We start from the raw sequence: 17,190 nt of genomic DNA on the forward strand, positions 1-17,190 counted from the left end.
GTCGGGGCGGCGCCCAGACTGGACACCGCCCCGCCGCTCCTGCTCCCTCTCAGTCCCTCCCGATCAACTCCGGATCGATCCTCCGCCCGACGAGCGGCAGTGAGCCGGCCACGGCCACGGCGACGGCCCCAAGCGAGCAGGCGAGCAGCAGCGGCACGCCCTTGCCGTCCCAGAAGATCGCACCGCCCCCCGTGACGAGGTAACTCGACTCGGCGGCCTTTCCGGTGACGACGGCCAACATCAGTCCCGCCGTCAACGGCACCACGACCTGCGCGACCTGCGCGGCCCGCAGGGTGCGCGGCCGTGCCCCGAGCAAAGCGAGCGCCGTGACCTGCGGCTTCCGTTCCATGGCCCGGTCGGTGGCCGCGACCAGGTAGGCAGCCACACCGATGATCAGGCCGAGCACCATGCCGATGGCAAGCAGGGTTTTGACGACAGCGATCTGCTGGAGGGCGGTTACGTTGATGCCGTAGGGATCCACGGCGATCGTGGGATCGACGCCGCCGATCCCGTCCAACACCGCTCGCACGGTTGCTGGGTCCGAGTCGCTGACCAGGACCAGGGTGGCACCGTCAGGACGGTAACCGGCGGGGACGAAGGACGGTGGCAGAAGAACGTCCGCGTTCATCGCCTGGATATCGTCCCAGTCGCGGTACCGAAGGATGCGTTCCGGCACTTTCAGTTGCTGGACGCGGCGGTGTCCGCCCTTCCAGAAGTGGAACCGGAAGGTCGTTCCCGACTTGATGTCGTCGTGAGGATATCCGTTGACCGCGTCCAGCAGCCGAACGGGACGGCCGTCGACGCAGCCGTCGACCTTCGACACCGACTCGCGCAGCTGGCCGCATGTGGCGATCACCGCGCCGAGAACGGGTTGGTACGCATCGACGCGGAGATCCGTCCATGAGCTCATTCGGACGGCATGCCCCCGAACACCCCTGATGCTTTCCAAAGCGTGCTGTTGCTGGGCCGTCATACCGTCGAGCCCGACGCTGTAGATCTGCACGGGTGAGTTGTGCTTGGAAATCTGGTCGAGTTCGATGAGAACGCCCTGGACGAGCGAGGCCGCGTACACCAAAAGGACCAGGCCGGTCGCCACGCGCAGGGCACCGCCGGGTTCTGCCTCGTTCCGACGCATGGCCAGGCTCAAGGACAGCGAGCCGCTCGAGCGGGCCACACTGCGGGCAAGGGCCTGTGAGAGGAGCGGAAGCGTCAGTACAAGACCGACCCCGACCAGTACGACGGCGAGTGGCATGAGGACGGCGGACACTCGAGTCTCCCGCGGCGCATGACCTGTCGCACCCGCCACGCAGTACCCGACGACGACACCCAGCCCAGGAACGAGTGGAAGCAACCCCCACATGGCGGGTGGTTTCTGCACGGCACTGCGCCGCACTGCCAGCGGGTTCGCCGCCGCCCTCCGAGCACTCGCCCGCCCCACGAACCATGCGAGGGCGGGACAGCCGAGCAGACAGACGAGGACCGTCGAGAGACTGAGGGCGCCATCACTCGGATACCACTTGAAGCCGGGGAGGCCCGCACGACTGATCATTTGGTTGACCAACTCGTAGATTCCGAGACCGACCACGGCACCGAGCAGTACGGCAGCCACTGTCTCGGCCGCATTGACCCGCTGAACTGCCTTCGTACTCAGGCCGAGAAGTCGTAGCGCGGCCAACCGCCGTACTCGTGCGGCCGCGGAGAGCCTCGCGCAGACCGAGAGGAAGACCGCCAGTGGCAGCAGTACGACACCGGTCAGCGTGAACCGCACGATGTCGAGGGTCGACTTCTCCACTGTGCGGTTCGGCGGATAGGGCTCACCGAAGACGGTAACGACGTCGGCGTCCCTGAGCTGGTGCGGGGACACGCCGATGTACGCGTACAACTCATCGGGGTGTGCGAGGCCTTGGGCGCCGATGAGTCCTCGTTCCCGTCCTGGGAGGAGTTGGGCGAGCCCTGGCTCCCTACGAAGCGCCTCGTGCAACCGCGGAGACAGAAAGATCTCGCCCTGGCGCGGGAGTGCCATCAGTCCCGGTGGCGGTTCGATGTCCTTGGTACCGACTGCGATGAAGACACGGGTCATGGGCCGGGAGCCGAGCGGGTCCGTCCTGGTCAGTTCCCGTGGCGCCCCCTTGATGCCGGTGCAGTGCCCGTGTGAGTCCCTGGCGCAGGTCGGCTGGCGCGCTGCCATGCGGGCGTCCTGGGCAGCCAGGATCCCCGGGATGGTCAGGACTACGGCAAGGCAGCTCACGCCGATTGCGCTGCCCAGGGCCATCAGGAGGAACCTCGCCCGGTTCCCTCGCCCACTACCCAGGAGCAGGCGCAGCCCGAGGAGCAGTTCTCTCACGTCGCCTCCCGACCCTGAGTGGCGAGAACACCGTCGCACATCGTGTAGTGAGTATCCGCTCGAGCTGCCACCTGCTGGTCGTGCGTGACGAGAACCACGGCCGTCCCCTGGGACCGCGCAAGCGCCAGGAACTCCTCCAGTACGGCCGAGGCGTTGGTGCTATCGAGAGAGCCGGTTGGCTCGTCGGCAAACACGACGGCCGGCTGGTGGACCAACGCCCGTGCCACGGCTACGCGTTGGTTCTGCCCTCCGGACACCTGCGAGGGCCGACGGCGCCGCAGATCCGCGAGGCCGAGCCGACTCAGAACCTCGCCCGCGGCGGCGAGCGCGGGGGCCTTGCGCTGTCCGGCCAAGCGAAGAGGCAGGGCTGTATTTTCCTCGATGGTCAGCTCGGGGAGCAGTTCACCGTACTGGAAGACGAACCCGAACCGCTCGCGGCGGAGCGCGCTGAGTTCCTCGTCGGGCAGCTGAGCGAGGACGCGCCCCTCGAATCGGACCTCGCCGCGCGCGACGGGCAGCACTCCGGCCAGGCAGTAAAGCAACGACGACTTGCCCGAGCCGCTCTGCCCGCTGATCGCCGCGACCTCACCACGACGGAGGGAGATCTTCGCGTTCCGGACCGCGGGGGTGTCACCGTAGAAGAGGTCGACGTCCGCGGCGGACAGGACTTCTGACGTATTGATGGCGTTCCCCTAGGGAAAGTGCGAGCCCGGACGCGGAGATCCGGGCTCTGGATGCTCGGACAGGTCCTAGTGGTTGGCGAAGTGCTGCCCGGGAGAGCAGTTGTCCGGGCGGAGGCTTCCCCGGTCGCGACACGCACGCATATAGGCATCGATGGTGTAGCGCTGAGCACCGTCCCAGTTGGAGTGGTGCATCCACACGGACCGCTTCTGCTCGCCGTAGTACCGGACCCAGTCGTGGCCCTCGACACGGACCTGCATGTAGACGTTGTGGCCGTCACCTCCATTCGCGTCGCGAAGCTTGCCGGCCCATTCGAAGGCGCCGTGGTTCACTTCCGCGGGGTTGAACTTGTACTCGCCCTCCAGGAACTCGACGCCTCCTGACCTGAGCACAGGGATCGACGCGGACCAGGCTGCGGCCGCCGTCCCCGCAGCGGTGAGGATCAGACCGGCCGCCGCCAAGCCCGCCAACGCCTTCTTCATCTCCGTACCTCCGTCATCACCGGCAGCTCCGACAGCCACCGCGTGATCACGGAATGTAACGCCATGAAAGCGCAGGGAAACGATCTGCCCACCCCATCACCACCACATCAGGTGATCAGAATCCAGACACCGGCCGAAATAGGGCACACAGGCGCCGCTTCGCTGAGCGTTTTGGGCCCGTAGCCCTCGGCCACCCGCACTTCCGGCCCGCGCACTCGCTCCCGGCCCGTGCTGGAGCGGGCCGCAGTCAAGGGTCGGACGAAGGTGACGCGGCACGCAGAACGAGGCCGCCGGAGAAGCGGGCGGCACCGCAGGGCTATGCGAAGGCCCAGCCCGTCCACCGCTCGACCCGGACGGCGACCGCAGGGCCCTGGGGCGGGGACTGCTTGTACTGGTCGTACTTGCCGCACAACAACCTCAGCGCCCGCAGGCGCTCTTCACCTTCCTCCAGGACTTCGCCGCGGCCGTCGGCGCGGACCCACCACAGCTTCGTCCAGTCGTCGTCGTAGTGGTCGACCAGCACGGTTACCGCTGGATTGTCCCTGATGTTGCGCAAGCGCCGCAGGTTCCAGGTGCTCTTGGGCTTGTGGTCGACCGCGAAGTACAGGACGTCGTCCTGGACCACGAAGGTCACGGGAACCGCATGAGGCACTCCGGAGCCGTCCACGGTCGCCAGCCGGGCGACGGATGAGGAGACGAAGCGTTCCCGGGCGACGGACGGTGAGAGCCTCATGCATTCCACGATAGTGAGGGCTCGGGGCCCTGGCCGTCGGGCGGCTCGTCGAGCAGCGGCCCGCAGGACGCCGGAGAGGCGGCACCCCCGCACAGGGTGCCGCCTCTCTTCTTTCGTGCGCCGGAGCCGTCGCCGATCGGTGAGGGTCGGGGACCAGCGACGGCTCCGGGGTTCGGGTGGCCGTGAGGGGCCTAGCGGTGGTCGCTGCCCGCCGACTGCGTCGCCGCGCGGCCTGCTTCGAGGCGGGCCACCGGGATGCGGAAGGGGGAGCAGGAGACGTAGTCCAGGCCGACCTCGTGGAAGAAGTGGACGGACTCGGGGTCACCGCCGTGTTCGCCGCAGACGCCGAGCTTGAGGTCGGGGCGGGTGCGCCGGCCCGCTTCCGCCGCCGACTTCACCAGGGAGCCGACGCCGTCCTTGTCGATCGTCTCGAAGGGGCTGACGCCGAAGATGCCCTTTTCCAGGTACGCGGTGAAGAAGGAGGCTTCGACGTCGTCGCGGCTAAAGCCCCACACCGTCTGCGTCAGGTCGTTCGTGCCGAAGCTGAAGAACTCCGCCGCCTCGGCGATCTGGCCCGCCGTGAGGGCGGCTCGCGGGAGTTCGATCATCGTGCCGATCGCCAGCTTCAGCGCCGTACCCGTCGCCGCCTCGACCTCCGCGATGACCTTGTCGGCCTCGTCGCGGACGATCTCCAGCTCCTGGACCGTGCCGACGAGCGGGATCATGACCTCCGCGCGCGGGTCGCCCTTGGCGGACTTGCGTTCCGCCGCCGCCTCGGCGATCGCGCGGACCTGCATCGTGAACAGGCCGGGGATGACCAGGCCGAGGCGCACGCCGCGCAGGCCGAGCATCGGGTTCTGCTCGTGCAGGCGGTGCACCGCCTGGAGCAGGCGGAGCTCGTTCTCGTGCGGCTCCTGGCGGGACTCGGCCAGCGCCACGCGGACCGACAGCTCGGTGATGTCGGGGAGGAACTCGTGCAGCGGCGGGTCCAGGAGACGGATCGTCACCGGGAGGCCGTCCATCGCCTCGAAGAGTTCGACGAAGTCCTTCTTCTGCAGGGGGAGCAGCTCCGACAGGGCCGCCTCGCGCTCCTCCTCCGTGTCCGCGAGGATCAGCTTCTCGACCATCTCACGGCGCTCACCGAGGAACATGTGCTCCGTGCGGCACAGGCCGATGCCCTGGGCGCCGAAGCGCCGGGCGCGCAGGGCGTCCTCGGCGTTGTCCGCGTTGGCGCGGACGCGCAGGCGGCGCTTGCGGTCGGCGAAGGCCATCATGCGGTGGACCGCCTCGACCAGCTCGTCCGCGTCGTCGGCGCCGGGGTGCATCCGGCCCTCGAAGTACTCCACCACGGGGGACGGGACCACCGGGACCTCGCCCAGGTAGACCTTGCCGGAGGAGCCGTCGATGGAGATCACGTCGCCTTCCTCGACGACGTGGCCGCCGGGGACCGTCATGCGACGGCGCTTGGTGTCGACCTCCAGCTCCTCCGCGCCGCACACGCACGTCTTGCCCATGCCCCGGGCCACGACGGCGGCGTGGGAGGTCTTGCCGCCGCGTGAGGTGAGGATGCCCTCCGCCGCGATCATGCCGTCCAGGTCGTCCGGGTTCGTCTCACGGCGGACCAGGATGACCTTCTCGCCCGAGCGGGACCACTTGACGGCCGTGTAGGAGTCGAAGACCGCCTTGCCGACCGCCGCACCGGGGGACGCGGCGATGCCGCGCGCCACCTGGTCGACCTTCGCCTGCTCGTCGAAGCGCGGGAACATCAGCTGGGCCAGCTGGGCGCCGGTGACGCGCTGGAGCGCCTCCGTCTCGTCGATCAGGCCCTGGTCGACCAGCTGGGTCGCGATGCGGAAGGCGGCGCCCGCCGTGCGCTTGCCGACCCGGGTCTGGAGCATCCACAGCTGACCGCGCTCGATCGTGAACTCGATGTCGCACAGGTCCTTGTAGTGGTTCTCCAGCGTCTCCATGATCTGCATGAGCTGGTCGTACGACTTCTTGTCGATCGACTCCAGCTCCGCGAGCGGGACGGTGTTGCGGATGCCCGCGACGACGTCCTCGCCCTGGGCGTTCTGCAGGTAGTCGCCGTAGACGCCCTGGTGGCCGGAGGCGGGGTCACGGGTGAACGCGACGCCCGTGCCGGAGTCGGGGCCGAGGTTGCCGAAGACCATCGAGCAGACGTTGACGGCCGTACCGAGGTCGTGCGGGATGCGCTCCTGGCGGCGGTAGAGCTTCGCCCGGTCGCCGTTCCACGAGTCGAAGACCGCCTTGATGGCGAGGTCCATCTGCTCGCGCGGGTCCTGCGGGAAGTCCCGGCCGGCCTCCTTCTTGACGATCTTCTTGAAGGTGGTGACCAGCTTCTTCAGGTCGGCGGCCTCCAGGTCGGTGTCGACCGTGACCTTCTTGGCCTCCTTGGCCGCCTCGAGGGCCTCTTCGAAGAGGTCGCCGTCGACGCCGAGGACGGTCTTGCCGAACATCTGGATCAGGCGGCGGTAGGAGTCCCAGGCGAACCGGTCGTCGCCGGCCTGCTTGGCCAGGCCCTGCACCGACTTGTCGGAGAGGCCGATGTTCAGGACCGTGTCCATCATGCCGGGCATGGAGAACTTGGCGCCCGAACGGACGGACACCAACAGCGGGTTGTCGGCCTGGCCGAGCTTCTTGCCCATGCGGGACTCGAGGGCGTCGAGGTGCGCACTCACCTCGTCACGCAGTGCCGCGGGCTCCTCGCCGCTGTCCAGGTAGACCTTGCAGGCCTCGGTGGTGATGGTGAAGCCGGGAGGGACCGGAAGACCGAGGTTGGTCATCTCGGCGAGGTTGGCGCCCTTGCCGCCGAGGAGGTCTTTGAGGTCCTTGTTGCCCTCGGTGAAGTCGTAAACGAACTTCACTACGTGGGGTTCTTTGTTTTCCGACACGGGTCTCGACTCCTTGAGGCCGCGGTGGCTGCCCTGACGGCGAGGAACATACCCAGATCGAAGGCGCATGGGTACGTCCACTTGCGCGTCATGAGCCCGTAACCACTCGTCCGCCAGCGGATCGAAAGTCAAGGCTTGGCAAGCCGGCACCGCCAGATGTCTTCACTTCTTGAATGCAAACACCTCTCAGCGGCGGGTTTTTCGCTCAGGTGAGCGGGCATCCCGCACGTCTGATTTCGAACGATGAACGATCAAGGGGTGGCACCCAGTGCCACCCCTTGGAGAAGTGCAGTCGCTCAAGATCCGCTCATCTGAGCGCAACCCTTATCAAGGGTGGCGAGAATCACGCTGCCACAGCCCGCCGGATTTCACCATGCGGACCGCTCCCCGGTACCCGGAAACACCCACGTCACACCCCCGTGTCAGAGGCCCAGCGCCCGCAGCCGCTCCTCCGCCCGCTCCGGCGCGTAGAGGTGTTCCACGACCAGTGCCCCCGCTCCGATGAGCGCGGCCCGCTCCCCCAGCCGGGAGGTCACGACATGGAGGTGGGCCGTGGAGCGCGGCAGTGCCCGCTGGTAGAGGAGTTCCCGGACGCCGGTGAGGAAGGGCGTCCCGGCCAGGTCGCCCGCGATCATCAGCACCCCGGGGTTCAGCAGGGTCACCACCGTCGCCAGTACGTCACCGACCCGCCGCCCGGCCTCCCGGGCGAGCGCCGCCGCCTCCGGATGCCCGGCGGCCAGCAGGTCCCGTACGTCCGCGCCGGAGGCGGCCGGCACCCCGCTCTCGGCCAGCCGCCGGGCCACGGCGCCCCCGCTCGCGACGGCGGCGAGACAGCCGTACGAACCGCAGCGGCACAGCGCGTCCGTGCCGACCCGGATGTGCCCGATGTCGCCGGCGCCGCCGTCGATCCCCCGGTAGATCGAGCCGTCCACGACCACCCCGGCGCCGATGCCCGTGGACACCTTGACCAGCACGAAGGCCGCGCAGTCGGGGTGGCCGGCGCGCTGTTCGCCGTACGCCATGAGGTTGGCGTCGTTGTCCACGAGGACCGGGACCGTTCCCGCGCCGGTGTGCTCGCCGAAGGCGCGGGAGAGGCGGCCCGTGATGTCGTAGCCGTCCCAGCCCGGCATCATCGGCGGCTGCACCACGCGGCCGGTGCCGGTGTCCACCGGGCCGGGCACGGCGAGCCCGATGCCGCAGACCTCCGCCGCCGGGCGCCCGGCCTTCTCCAGCAACTCGCCGAACCAGAGGCCCAGTTCGGACAGTACGGCCTCCGGGCCGTCCCCGATCAGAAGCGTCCCCGCGTGCTCCGCGAGGATCTCGCCGGTCAGGGAGAGGACGGCCGCGCGGGCGTGCCGGGTGTCCAGGTCGGCGGCGAGGACGACGGCGTGGGAGTCGTCGAACTCCAGGGTGATGGAGGGGCGCCCGCCGAGCGGCGAGTCGACCGGACCGCCGGCGCCCTCGCGCAGCCAGCCGGCCCTGAAAAGGCGGTCCAGGCGCTGGCCGACGGTCGTGCGGGACAGTCCGGTCGCCTGCTGGAGCGCACCCCGCGTCACCGCCCGTCCGCTGCGGACCAGTTCGAGCAGCTCTCCGGCGCCGGCCGGACCGCCGCTCTTTCCGAGTCTTCCCGGATGTCCGGTCATGCGCACCCCCTTGTGTTTCCCAAGCCTGCCTTACATATTGAGTTTTGCGTGTTAAATAGACGTAACTCTACGACGGTTACCGCCAAACCCGGTCGGCACGGCCGGGCGTCTTCGTCTTCGGGGAGCCCCGAGTGGATCGCAGCAGCACGCAGCTCACCGTCCGTCCCGCGAAGCCCGTGGCGGACGAGACCGCGGGTGATTCCCCCGTTTCCGGCGGGTCCCTGCGCGTCAGGGCGGCCCAGGTGCTGGACGCGAACTGGACGGGCGGCTCGACGGTCCCCTCCCGGAGCCTGTATCCGCACCAGTGGTCCTGGGACTCGGCGTTCATCGCGATCGGCCTGAGGCACGTCTCACCGCTGCGGGCCCAGACCGAGCTGGAGACCCTGCTGACCGCCCAGTGGGCCGACGGGCGCGTCCCGCACATCGTCTTCAACCCCTCCGTACCGCTCGACGCCTACTTCCCCAGCCCCGACTTCTGGCGCTCCTCCACCGCCGGTCGCGCGGCGGGCGCCCCGCGCACGGTACAGACGTCGGGGATCGTGCAGCCACCGGTGCACGCGCTCGCGGCCTGGCTGGTGCACCGTGCCGACCCCGGGCTGTCGCGCGCCCGTGGCTTCCTGGCCCGGATGTACCCGCGGCTGGCCGCCTGGCACCGCTATCTGCTGCACCGCCGTGACCTGGGCGGCGCCGGGCTGGTGTCGGTGGTCCACCCCTGGGAGGGGGGTATGGACAACAGCCCCTGCTGGGACGCCCCGCTCACCCGGATCACCCCCGCCCCGGCCCGCTCCTTCCGCCGCGCCGACCTCGCCCACGGGGCGCCCGAGGACCGGCCGACGGATCTGGACTACGGACGGTACGTGCGGCTGGCCGCCGACTACCGGGACGCGGGGTACAGGGACGCGGGGTACAGGGATGTGGCGGCTGGGAGGCAGGGGGAAGCGGCGGGTGGAGGGCAGGAGGACGCGGCAGGTGGGCGGCACGGGGCCGGCGGCGGTGGATTCGCCGTGGAGGACCCGGCGTTCAACGCCCTGCTCATCGCCTCCGAACACGCGCTGGCCCACATCGCCGAGGAACTGGGCGCGCCCGGCGCGGCACGGCGCACACGCGCCGAACGGCTGACCGAGGCGCTGGTGGAGCGGCTGTGGGACCCGGCGTCCGGCATGTTCCTGTGCCGGGACCTGCGCGCCGGCGGACCGATCCCCGAGCGGAGCGTGTCCGGGCTGGTGCCGCTGCTGCTGCCCGGGCTGCCGCGCGAGGCCGTGGCCGCGCTCGTGCGCACGCTGTGCGGGCCGCACTTCGGGCTCGGCGAGCGCACCCGGCTCGTGCCCAGTTACGACCTGCTCGGCGAGGCCTTCGATCCGCACCGGTACTGGCGCGGCCCGGCCTGGTTCAACACGAGCTGGCTGCTGGAGCGGGGTCTGCGGGTGCACGGCGAGCGGGAGCGGGCCGACGCGCTGCGCGCAGCCGTCCTGCACCTCGCCGAGGTCACCGACTTCGCGGAGTACGTCGATCCGTACACCGGCGAGGCCTGCGGCGCGACCGGCTTCGGCTGGACCGCCGCCCTCGCCCTGGACCTGCACCACGAGCTGCACAAAGACCTCCTCAAGGGCGCCCGCGGGGGCGTGTCCGAGGCGGGCACCGGCACGTTCGACAGAAGTGATGAAGGAGGCGACCGGGCATGACGGACCGGCATCATCTGCTCGTGCACGGGGCGACGTTCGCCACCGTGGGCGACCGGGGCGACATCAGCGGGGTCCGGGGCAGCGGCTCCCCGGACGGGTTGTTCGTACGGGACGCCCGGCACCTCAGCCGCTGGCAGCTCACCGTCGACGGCGCCGTGCCCGAGGTGCTCACCCCGGTCACCGACGGTGACGCGGCCCGCTGTGTGCTGGTCCCGCGCGGCGGCCGGCAGGAACCCCCGGCACACACCCTCTTCCGCCGGCAGGCGGTCGGCGACAGCTCGTTCGTCGAATCGCTCCGGGTGACCAGCAACCGCCCGGTGCCGACCACCGTCCGGCTCGCGCTCACCGCCGACGCCGACTTCACCGACCAGTTCGAACTCCGCTCCGACCACCGCACCTACGCCAAGCCCGGCGCCGTACGCTCCCGCCAAGTCCTCGACGACGGTCTCGAGTTCACCTACCGGCGCGCCGAGTGGCAGTCCCGTACGACCATCACCGCCGACCCGGCCCCCGGCGCCGTGGAGGAGACCGGCACGGGGGCCCGCCGCCTGGTGTGGACCCTCGACCTGGCACCGCACGGCACGACCGAGCTGCTGCTGCGGGTGATCGCCCGCCCGCACGGCGAGAAACGCGCCCTGCGCGTGCCCCGCGACCCGGCGTCCGTCGACAAGCAACTCCGGGCATTGGAAGGGCAGTTCGCGGAGGGCGTGGCCTTCCCGACCGGCTGGCCGGAACTGTCGGCGGCCTGCGCGCGGGGCTTGGCCGACCTGGCCGCGCTCCAGGTGCCGGCGCGCGGGCCCGACGGCGAGGAACTGCGCGTCCCGGCCGGCGGCGCCCCCTGGTTCCTCACCCTCCTCGCCCGGGACGCCCTGCTCACCTCCCTGTTCGCGCTGCCGTACCGCCCGGAACTGGCCGCCGCCACACTCCCCGCGCTCGCCGCGACCCAGGCGACCGGCGCCGGCCCGTCCCCGCTCGCCCAGCCCGGCAAGATCGTGCACGAGGTACGGCACGGCGAGCTGGCCCACTTCGGGCAGGTGCCGTTCGGGCGGTACTACGGCTCGGTCGACGCGACCCCGCTGTTCCTGATCCTGCTCGGCGCGTACGTCGAGCGGACCGGGGACACCGGCCCGGCCCGGCGCCTGGAGCCGCACGCGCGTGCCGCCGTCGGCTGGATGCTGGACCACGGCGGCCTCACCTCGCGCGGCTATCTCGTCTACCGCGCCGACGAGGGCGGCCTCGCCAACCAGAACTGGAAGGACTCCCCCGGCGCGATCTGCTGCGCCGACGGCACCCGGCCCACCGGCGCGGTGATGGCCGCGGGCGCGCAGGGCTACGCGTACGACGCGCTGCGCCGCACGGCGTGGCTGGCGCGGACGGTGTGGGGCGACGCGACGTACGGCGCCCTGCTGGAGCAGGCAGCCGCCGATCTGCGGGACCGGTTCCAGCGGGACTTCTGGATGCGGGAGCACTCCTTCCCGGCGCTCGCGCTGGACGGCGAGGGCCACCGGATCGACGCGCTGGCGTCCGACGCCGGGCATCTGCTGTGGTCCGGGCTGCTGGACAAGGAGTACGGCGAGGTGGTGGGCCGGCGGCTGCTGGAGCCGGACTTCTTCTCCGGCTGGGGGGTGCGGACGCTGGCCGCGGGGCAGGCGGCGTACCACCCGCTGTCGTATCACCGGGGTTCCGTGTGGCCGCATGACAACGCGCTGATCACGTTGGGGCTCGCGCGGTACGGGCTGCACGACGAGGCCCGTGCGGTGGCGCATGCCCTGGTGGACGCGGCGGTCGTCGCCGGGCATCGGCTGCCGGAGGTCCTGGCCGGGTACGGGAGGGACACACATCCGGAGCCGGTGCCCTATCCGCATGCGTGTGTGCGGGAGTCACGGTCGGCCGCGGTGCCGCTCGCGCTGTTGACGGCCGTGGGTGGGGTCTAGCGCAGCCGACGTTTGCCAGGTGTTTGCCCGGTGCTTGTGAACAGGCCTGGGGAAGTGGCCGTACGGGACGGCAGATCGGGTCTCGCAGGGAAGGACGCCGGGTTGTCCCAGGACATGAGCACGCGCGAATCAGCTGTAGCGGAAGCCGAAGAGGCCGAGCCGGAGCAGCCCGCCGTCCCCGTCCCCCGCCCGCGCCGCACCTTCCCGCGCCCCTGGACCGCCTGCTCGGCGTGGGCGCGGCGCTGGCGCGAGGGGCATCCCGGGGCCGCCCGGGTCTTGTCCGTCACCGTCACCGTGCTCGCCGCCGCCCTCGTCGTCGCCGCGCTGGTGATGCCGAACTCCGTGGTGCGACTGAAGCCTTCCGCGTTTGTGCGGATACCGGCGGAGGCGGTGATCGGGGCGGCGGTGATGATCGCGCTGCCACGCCGGCCGCGGGTGGTGCTGGCCGCCGTGTCCGGAGTGGCGCTGGGCGCGATGACCGTGCTGAACGCGCTCGACATGGGCTTCAAGCAATACCTCGGCCGCGGCTTCAACGTCGTTCTCGACTGGAGCCTGTTCGGCGACGCGGAGTCGTATCTGGAGGACTCCCTCGGCCGCACGGAGACCCTCGCGGCGGTGGCCGGGGTGATCGCCGCCGTCCTGCTCCTCTTCGTGCTGCTGGCGCTGTCCATGGTCCGGCTGAGCGCCCTGCTCGCCCGGCACACCGGCATCGCGACCCGGGGCACGCTGATCGCCGGGGTGGTCTGGATCACCTGCACCTCGCTCGGCCTGCGGGTCTCCGGCGTACCGCTCGCCTCCGACAGCACCGCCACCGCGCTGAAGGCCCAGGCCCACCTGGTGTCGGCCACGCTCAAGGACGAGGCGGAGTTCCGGAAGGTCGCGAGGGTCGACGCCTTCGGGAACACCCCGGGCAGCCAGCTGGTCCCGGATCTGCGCGGCAAGGACATGATCTTCACGTTCATCGAGAGCTACGGCCGCAGTGCGATCGAGGACCCGATCATGGCGCCGGGTGTGGACAGCACGCTCGACGCCCGCACCAAGGCGCTGGCCAAGGCCGGTTTCCACGCCAAGAGCGGCTGGCTGACCTCGGCGACCTACGGCGGCAGCAGCTGGCTCGGCCACTCCACCACCATGTCGGGCCTGTGGATCAGCAACCAGCAGCGCTACCGCACGGTCATGGCCAGCGACCACCTCAGCCTGACCGAGGCGTTCGAGAAGACCGGCGCGTTCGACACGGTCGGCGTCATGCCGGGCGTGCAGAAGGCGTGGCCGGAGCAGAAGTGGTACGGCCTCGACAAGGTCTACAACGCCTTCGAACTCGGCTACAAGGGACCGAAGTTCAGCTGGTCGACCATGCCCGACCAGTACGCGCTGCAGCAGTACCAGGAGCGGGTGCACAGCAAGAAGCCCACCGACGGCAAGGCGCGGATGTCCCTGCTCATCCTCACCTCCAGCCATCAGCCGTGGGCGCCGATCCCGAAGATGGTCGGCTGGGACCAGCTGGGCGACGGCTCGGTCTTCAAGGGCATCCAGGCGGCGGGCAACAAGCCGGCCGACGTCATCGCCGACACCACCAGGTCCCGCCAGGAGTACGGCAAGTCGATCCAGTACTCGGTGACCGCGCTGACCGAGTGGCTGACGCGCTACGGCAGCAAGGACACCGTGCTGGTCTTCCTCGGCGACCACCAGCCCATCGCCCGGGTCAGCGGCAACCACGCCAGCCGTGACGTGCCGGTCTCGATCGTCGCCAAGGACCCGAAGGTGCTGGACAAGATCGCCGGGTGGGGCTGGACGGACGGCCTGCGCCCCGCCCACAACGCCCCGGTGTGGAAGATGAGCGCGTTCCGGGACCGGTTCCTGACGGCGTACGGCTCGACTCCGCACCCGAAGAAGGGCTGACGAGCCCCTGGAGGCCGCTCAGCCGCCGGAGGTGTCCAGCTCCGCGTCCTCGCTGATCCCCGCGCAGTCGTAGGGGTCCTTCAGCCAGCCGTCCGGCAGCACCACCCGGTTGTTGCCGGACGTACGGCCGCGCGGACCGTCCGCGCCGGCCGGCCACGGCTGGTCGAGGTCCAGCTCGTCGAGGCCGGCCCGCAGCTCCTGCAGCGAGGAGGTGATCGCGAGCCGCTTGCGCATCTCGGAGCCGACCGCGAAGCCCTTCAGGTACCAGGCGACGTGCTTGCGGAAGTCGACCACGCCCTTGGACTCGTCGCCGATCCACTCCCCCAGGAGGGTGGCGTGGCGGACCATGACGTCCGCGACCTCCCGGAGCGTCGGCCGCCGGAAATCGGCCCGCCCCTCGAACGCCGCCACCAGGTCCGCGAACAACCACGGCCGCCCCAGGCACCCGCGCCCGACGACGACCCCGTCGCAGCCGGTCTCCCGCACCATCCGCAGCGCGTCCTGGGCCGACCAGATGTCGCCGTTGCCGAGCACCGGGATCTCCGGCACGTGCTCCTTCAGCCGGGCGATGGCGTCCCAGTCGGCGGTGCCGCCGTAGTGCTGGGCTGCCGTGCGGCCGTGCAGGGCGATCGCCGTGACGCCCTCCTCGACGGCGATGCGGCCGGCGTCGAGGTAGGTGATGTGATCGTCGTCGATGCCCTTGCGCATCTTCATGGTGACCGGCAGGTCACCGGCACCGCTCACAGCCTCCCGGAGGATCGCCCGCAGCAGGTTCCGCTTGTACGGCAGGGCCGAGCCGCCGCCCTTGCGGGTCACCTTGGGGACCGGGCAGCCGAAGTTCAGGTCGATGTGGTCGGCCAGGTCCTCCTCCGCGATCATGCGGACGGCCTTGCCGACGGTGGCCGGGTCGACGCCGTACAACTGGATCGAACGCGGCTGCTCGCTCGCGTCGAACCTGATCAGCTGCATGGTCTTCTCGTTGCGCTCGACCAGCGCCCGGGTCGTGATCATCTCGCTGACGAACAACCCCTTGCCGCCGCTGAACTCCCGGCACAGGGTGCGGAAGGGCGCGTTGGTGATCCCCGCCATGGGTGCGAGCACGACGGGCGGCGTCACGGCGTGCGGGCCGATGGAGAGCGGGTGGGTCATCAGACGACTCCGGGACGGACGGACAGCACGGGGCAAGCACCCATTGTCCCTCACGCGGCCGACAGCTCGGGACGGCGGTCGACCGTGGGCCGGCGGTGCTTGGGCTTCGGCCGTCCCGGGTACTGGGACAGCCACTGGAGGGGGCTCACGGTGATCGTGTAGCACACACCAATTAGACACACTATTAGTTAGACGCACTATCGAAATAAGCGTACGATTCGTTCCATGCCCGAGTTGAGCCACCGCCGTCGTCTCCTCGTGCTCGCGATCTGCTGCATGAGCCTGCTGATCGTGAGCCTGGACAACACCGTGCTGAACGTCGCGCTGCCGTCCATGCAGCGCGATCTGCACGCCACCACCTCCGGCCTGCAGTGGACGATCGACGCCTACACGCTGGTACTCGCCTCGCTGCTGATGCTCGCGGGCTCGACGGCCGACCGGATCGGCCGCAAGCGGGTCTTCATGACCGGCCTGGTGGTCTTCTCCGTCGGCTCGCTGCTGTGCTCGCTCGCCCCGAACCTGTCCCTGCTGGTGGTGTTCCGGATGGTGCAGGCGATCGGCGGCTCGATGCTCAACCCGGTCGCCATGTCGATCATCACCAACACCTTCACCGACGCCCGGGAACGGGCCCGGGCGATCGGCGCCTGGGGCGCGGTGGTCGGCATCTCCATGGCGGCCGGCCCGCTGGTCGGCGGCCTGCTGGTGCAGTCGGTGAACTGGCGCGCGATCTTCTGGATCAACCTCCCGGTCGGTCTCGCGGCCCTCCTGCTCACCCTCCGCTTCGTCCCCGAGTCCCGCGCGCCCAAGGCCCGCCGGCCCGATCCGGTCGGCCAGCTCCTGGTCATCGCCCTGTTCGGCTCGCTGACGTACGGCATCATCGAGGCGCCGGACTCGGGCCTGACCGCCGTGGCCCCGTTCATGGCGATCGCCTTCGTGGCCCTGCTCGGCCTGCTCTGGTACGAGCCCCGCCGCACCGAACCCCTCATCGACCTGCGCTTCTTCCGCTCGGCTCCGTTCAGCGGCGCCACGGTGATCGCGATCAGCGCGTTCGCGGCACTGGGCGGCTTCCTCTTCCTGTCCACGCTCTACCTGCAGAACGTCCGCGGTCTCGACGCCCTGCACGCGGGCCTGTGGATGCTGCCGATGGCCGCGCCGACCTTCCTGTGCGCCCCGCTGTCCGGCCGCCTGGTGGGCAGCCGCGGTCCCCGCCTGCCGCTGCTGATCGCGGGTACGGCGATGACGGTGAGCGGCGTCCTCTTCGCGGCCTTCGAGGCGGAGACGTCGAACACCACCCTCCTCATCGGCTACGTCCTGTTCGGCATCGGCTTCGGCTTCGTGAACGCGCCGATCACCAACACGGCCGTCTCCGGAATGCCCCGCGCCCAGGCCGGGGTCGCCGCGGCGGTCGCCTCCACGAGCCGGCAGCTGGGCCAGACGCTCGGTGTCGCGGTGATCGGCGCGGTCCTGGCCTCCGGTATCGGCTCGTCGCCCATGAAGCAGGCCTTCGTCTCGGCGGCCCGCCCCGGCTGGTGGATCCTCACCACCTGCGGCCTGGCCGTCCTCCTCCTCGGCCTCCTCACCAGCGGCCACTGGGCCCACCGCACCGCGGAACGCACGGCCGAGACCCTGGAATCCGCAGAGATCCGCCAGACGGTCTCAGTCGCCGGACGCCGCTAGCCGCCACCCCCGTCCAGACGGAACGGCGAACCCGGGCTCATCGGATACCAGCCC

General features: G+C 70.3%; 11 protein-coding genes. 4 read left to right on the forward strand and 7 right to left on the reverse strand.

The window, feature by feature from the left end; genetic code table 11:
- Positions 1–49 precede the first annotated feature (49 nt).
- The 6 genes from ACQPXS_RS17175 to ACQPXS_RS17200 form a co-directional block, all read right to left on the reverse strand.
- Positions 50–2,344, reverse strand: coding sequence for an FtsX-like permease family protein (locus tag ACQPXS_RS17175; protein ID WP_433450175.1), 2,295 nt, complete (start codon positions 2,342–2,344; stop codon positions 50–52).
- Positions 2,341–3,027 (reverse strand): ABC transporter ATP-binding protein, encoded by a 687-nt coding sequence (locus ACQPXS_RS17180; protein ID WP_433455840.1) that lies wholly within the window; start codon positions 3,025–3,027, stop codon positions 2,341–2,343. The genes ACQPXS_RS17175 and ACQPXS_RS17180 overlap by 4 nt, the downstream gene beginning before the upstream one ends.
- A 66-nt stretch (positions 3,028–3,093) precedes the next feature.
- Positions 3,094–3,507 (reverse strand): hypothetical protein, encoded by a 414-nt coding sequence (locus ACQPXS_RS17185; protein WP_433450176.1) that lies wholly within the window; start codon positions 3,505–3,507, stop codon positions 3,094–3,096.
- A 316-nt stretch (positions 3,508–3,823) separates the two neighbouring features.
- Positions 3,824–4,240: a TIGR03668 family PPOX class F420-dependent oxidoreductase gene (locus ACQPXS_RS17190; protein ID WP_433450178.1), complete on the reverse strand. Its 417-nt coding sequence runs from the start codon at positions 4,238–4,240 to the stop codon at positions 3,824–3,826.
- 191 nt (positions 4,241–4,431) lie between these two features.
- Positions 4,432–7,152: a pyruvate, phosphate dikinase gene (ppdK, locus tag ACQPXS_RS17195; RefSeq protein WP_433450179.1), complete on the reverse strand. Its 2,721-nt coding sequence runs from the start codon at positions 7,150–7,152 to the stop codon at positions 4,432–4,434.
- A 422-nt stretch (positions 7,153–7,574) separates the two neighbouring features.
- Positions 7,575–8,795 (reverse strand): ROK family protein, encoded by a 1,221-nt coding sequence (locus tag ACQPXS_RS17200; protein ID WP_433450180.1) that lies wholly within the window; start codon positions 8,793–8,795, stop codon positions 7,575–7,577.
- Between the two features lie 131 nt (positions 8,796–8,926).
- Here ACQPXS_RS17200 and ACQPXS_RS17205 point away from each other — a divergent pair, with 131 nt between their 5' ends.
- The 3 genes from ACQPXS_RS17205 (at position 8,927) to ACQPXS_RS17215 (ending at position 14,310) form a co-directional block, all read left to right on the forward strand.
- Positions 8,927–10,477 carry an MGH1-like glycoside hydrolase domain-containing protein gene (locus tag ACQPXS_RS17205; RefSeq protein WP_433450182.1) on the forward strand — a complete coding sequence of 517 codons (1,551 nt, stop codon included), beginning with the start codon at positions 8,927–8,929 and terminating at the stop codon, positions 10,475–10,477.
- A complete protein-coding gene (locus ACQPXS_RS17210; protein WP_433450184.1) occupies positions 10,474–12,411 on the forward strand; it encodes an amylo-alpha-1,6-glucosidase in 1,938 nt (645 codons plus the stop codon). The genes ACQPXS_RS17205 and ACQPXS_RS17210 overlap by 4 nt, the downstream gene beginning before the upstream one ends.
- 114 nt (positions 12,412–12,525) lie before the next feature.
- Positions 12,526–14,310 (forward strand): CDP-alcohol phosphatidyltransferase, encoded by a 1,785-nt coding sequence (locus ACQPXS_RS17215; RefSeq protein ID WP_433450186.1) that lies wholly within the window; start codon positions 12,526–12,528, stop codon positions 14,308–14,310.
- An 18-nt stretch (positions 14,311–14,328) separates the two neighbouring features.
- On the opposite strand, the gene dusB is transcribed toward ACQPXS_RS17215, so the two are convergent.
- Positions 14,329–15,459 carry a tRNA dihydrouridine synthase DusB gene (dusB, locus tag ACQPXS_RS17220; RefSeq protein WP_433450187.1) on the reverse strand — a complete coding sequence of 377 codons (1,131 nt, stop codon included), beginning with the start codon at positions 15,457–15,459 and terminating at the stop codon, positions 14,329–14,331.
- A gap of 225 nt (positions 15,460–15,684) precedes the next feature.
- Between dusB and ACQPXS_RS17225 the strand changes: the two genes are divergently transcribed.
- The gene (locus ACQPXS_RS17225; RefSeq protein WP_433450189.1) at positions 15,685–17,136 is read left to right on the forward strand and encodes an MFS transporter; all 1,452 of its coding nucleotides are present in this window, start codon (positions 15,685–15,687) and stop codon (positions 17,134–17,136) included.
- Positions 17,137–17,190: the final 54 nt, after the last annotated feature.

Source organism: Streptomyces sp. CA-142005 (genome assembly GCF_050942335.1).
GTDB lineage: Bacteria > Actinomycetota > Actinomycetes > Streptomycetales > Streptomycetaceae > Streptomyces.

What these genes read in the sequence shown, in the direction of transcription:
- ACQPXS_RS17185 (WP_433450176.1), bottom strand. Translation starts at nt 3,507, where the DNA reads ATGAAGAAGGCGTTGGCGGGCTTGGCGGCGGCCGGTCTGATCCTCACC.
- ACQPXS_RS17215 (WP_433450186.1), top strand. Translation starts at nt 12,526, where the DNA reads ATGAGCACGCGCGAATCAGCTGTAGCGGAAGCCGAAGAGGCCGAGCCG.
- ACQPXS_RS17210 (WP_433450184.1), top strand. Translation starts at nt 10,474, where the DNA reads ATGACGGACCGGCATCATCTGCTCGTGCACGGGGCGACGTTCGCCACC.
- ACQPXS_RS17200 (WP_433450180.1), bottom strand. Translation starts at nt 8,795, where the DNA reads ATGACCGGACATCCGGGAAGACTCGGAAAGAGCGGCGGTCCGGCCGGC.
- dusB (WP_433450187.1), bottom strand. Translation starts at nt 15,459, where the DNA reads ATGACCCACCCGCTCTCCATCGGCCCGCACGCCGTGACGCCGCCCGTC.
- ACQPXS_RS17225 (WP_433450189.1), top strand. Translation starts at nt 15,685, where the DNA reads ATGCCCGAGTTGAGCCACCGCCGTCGTCTCCTCGTGCTCGCGATCTGC.
- ACQPXS_RS17190 (WP_433450178.1), bottom strand. Translation starts at nt 4,240, where the DNA reads ATGAGGCTCTCACCGTCCGTCGCCCGGGAACGCTTCGTCTCCTCATCC.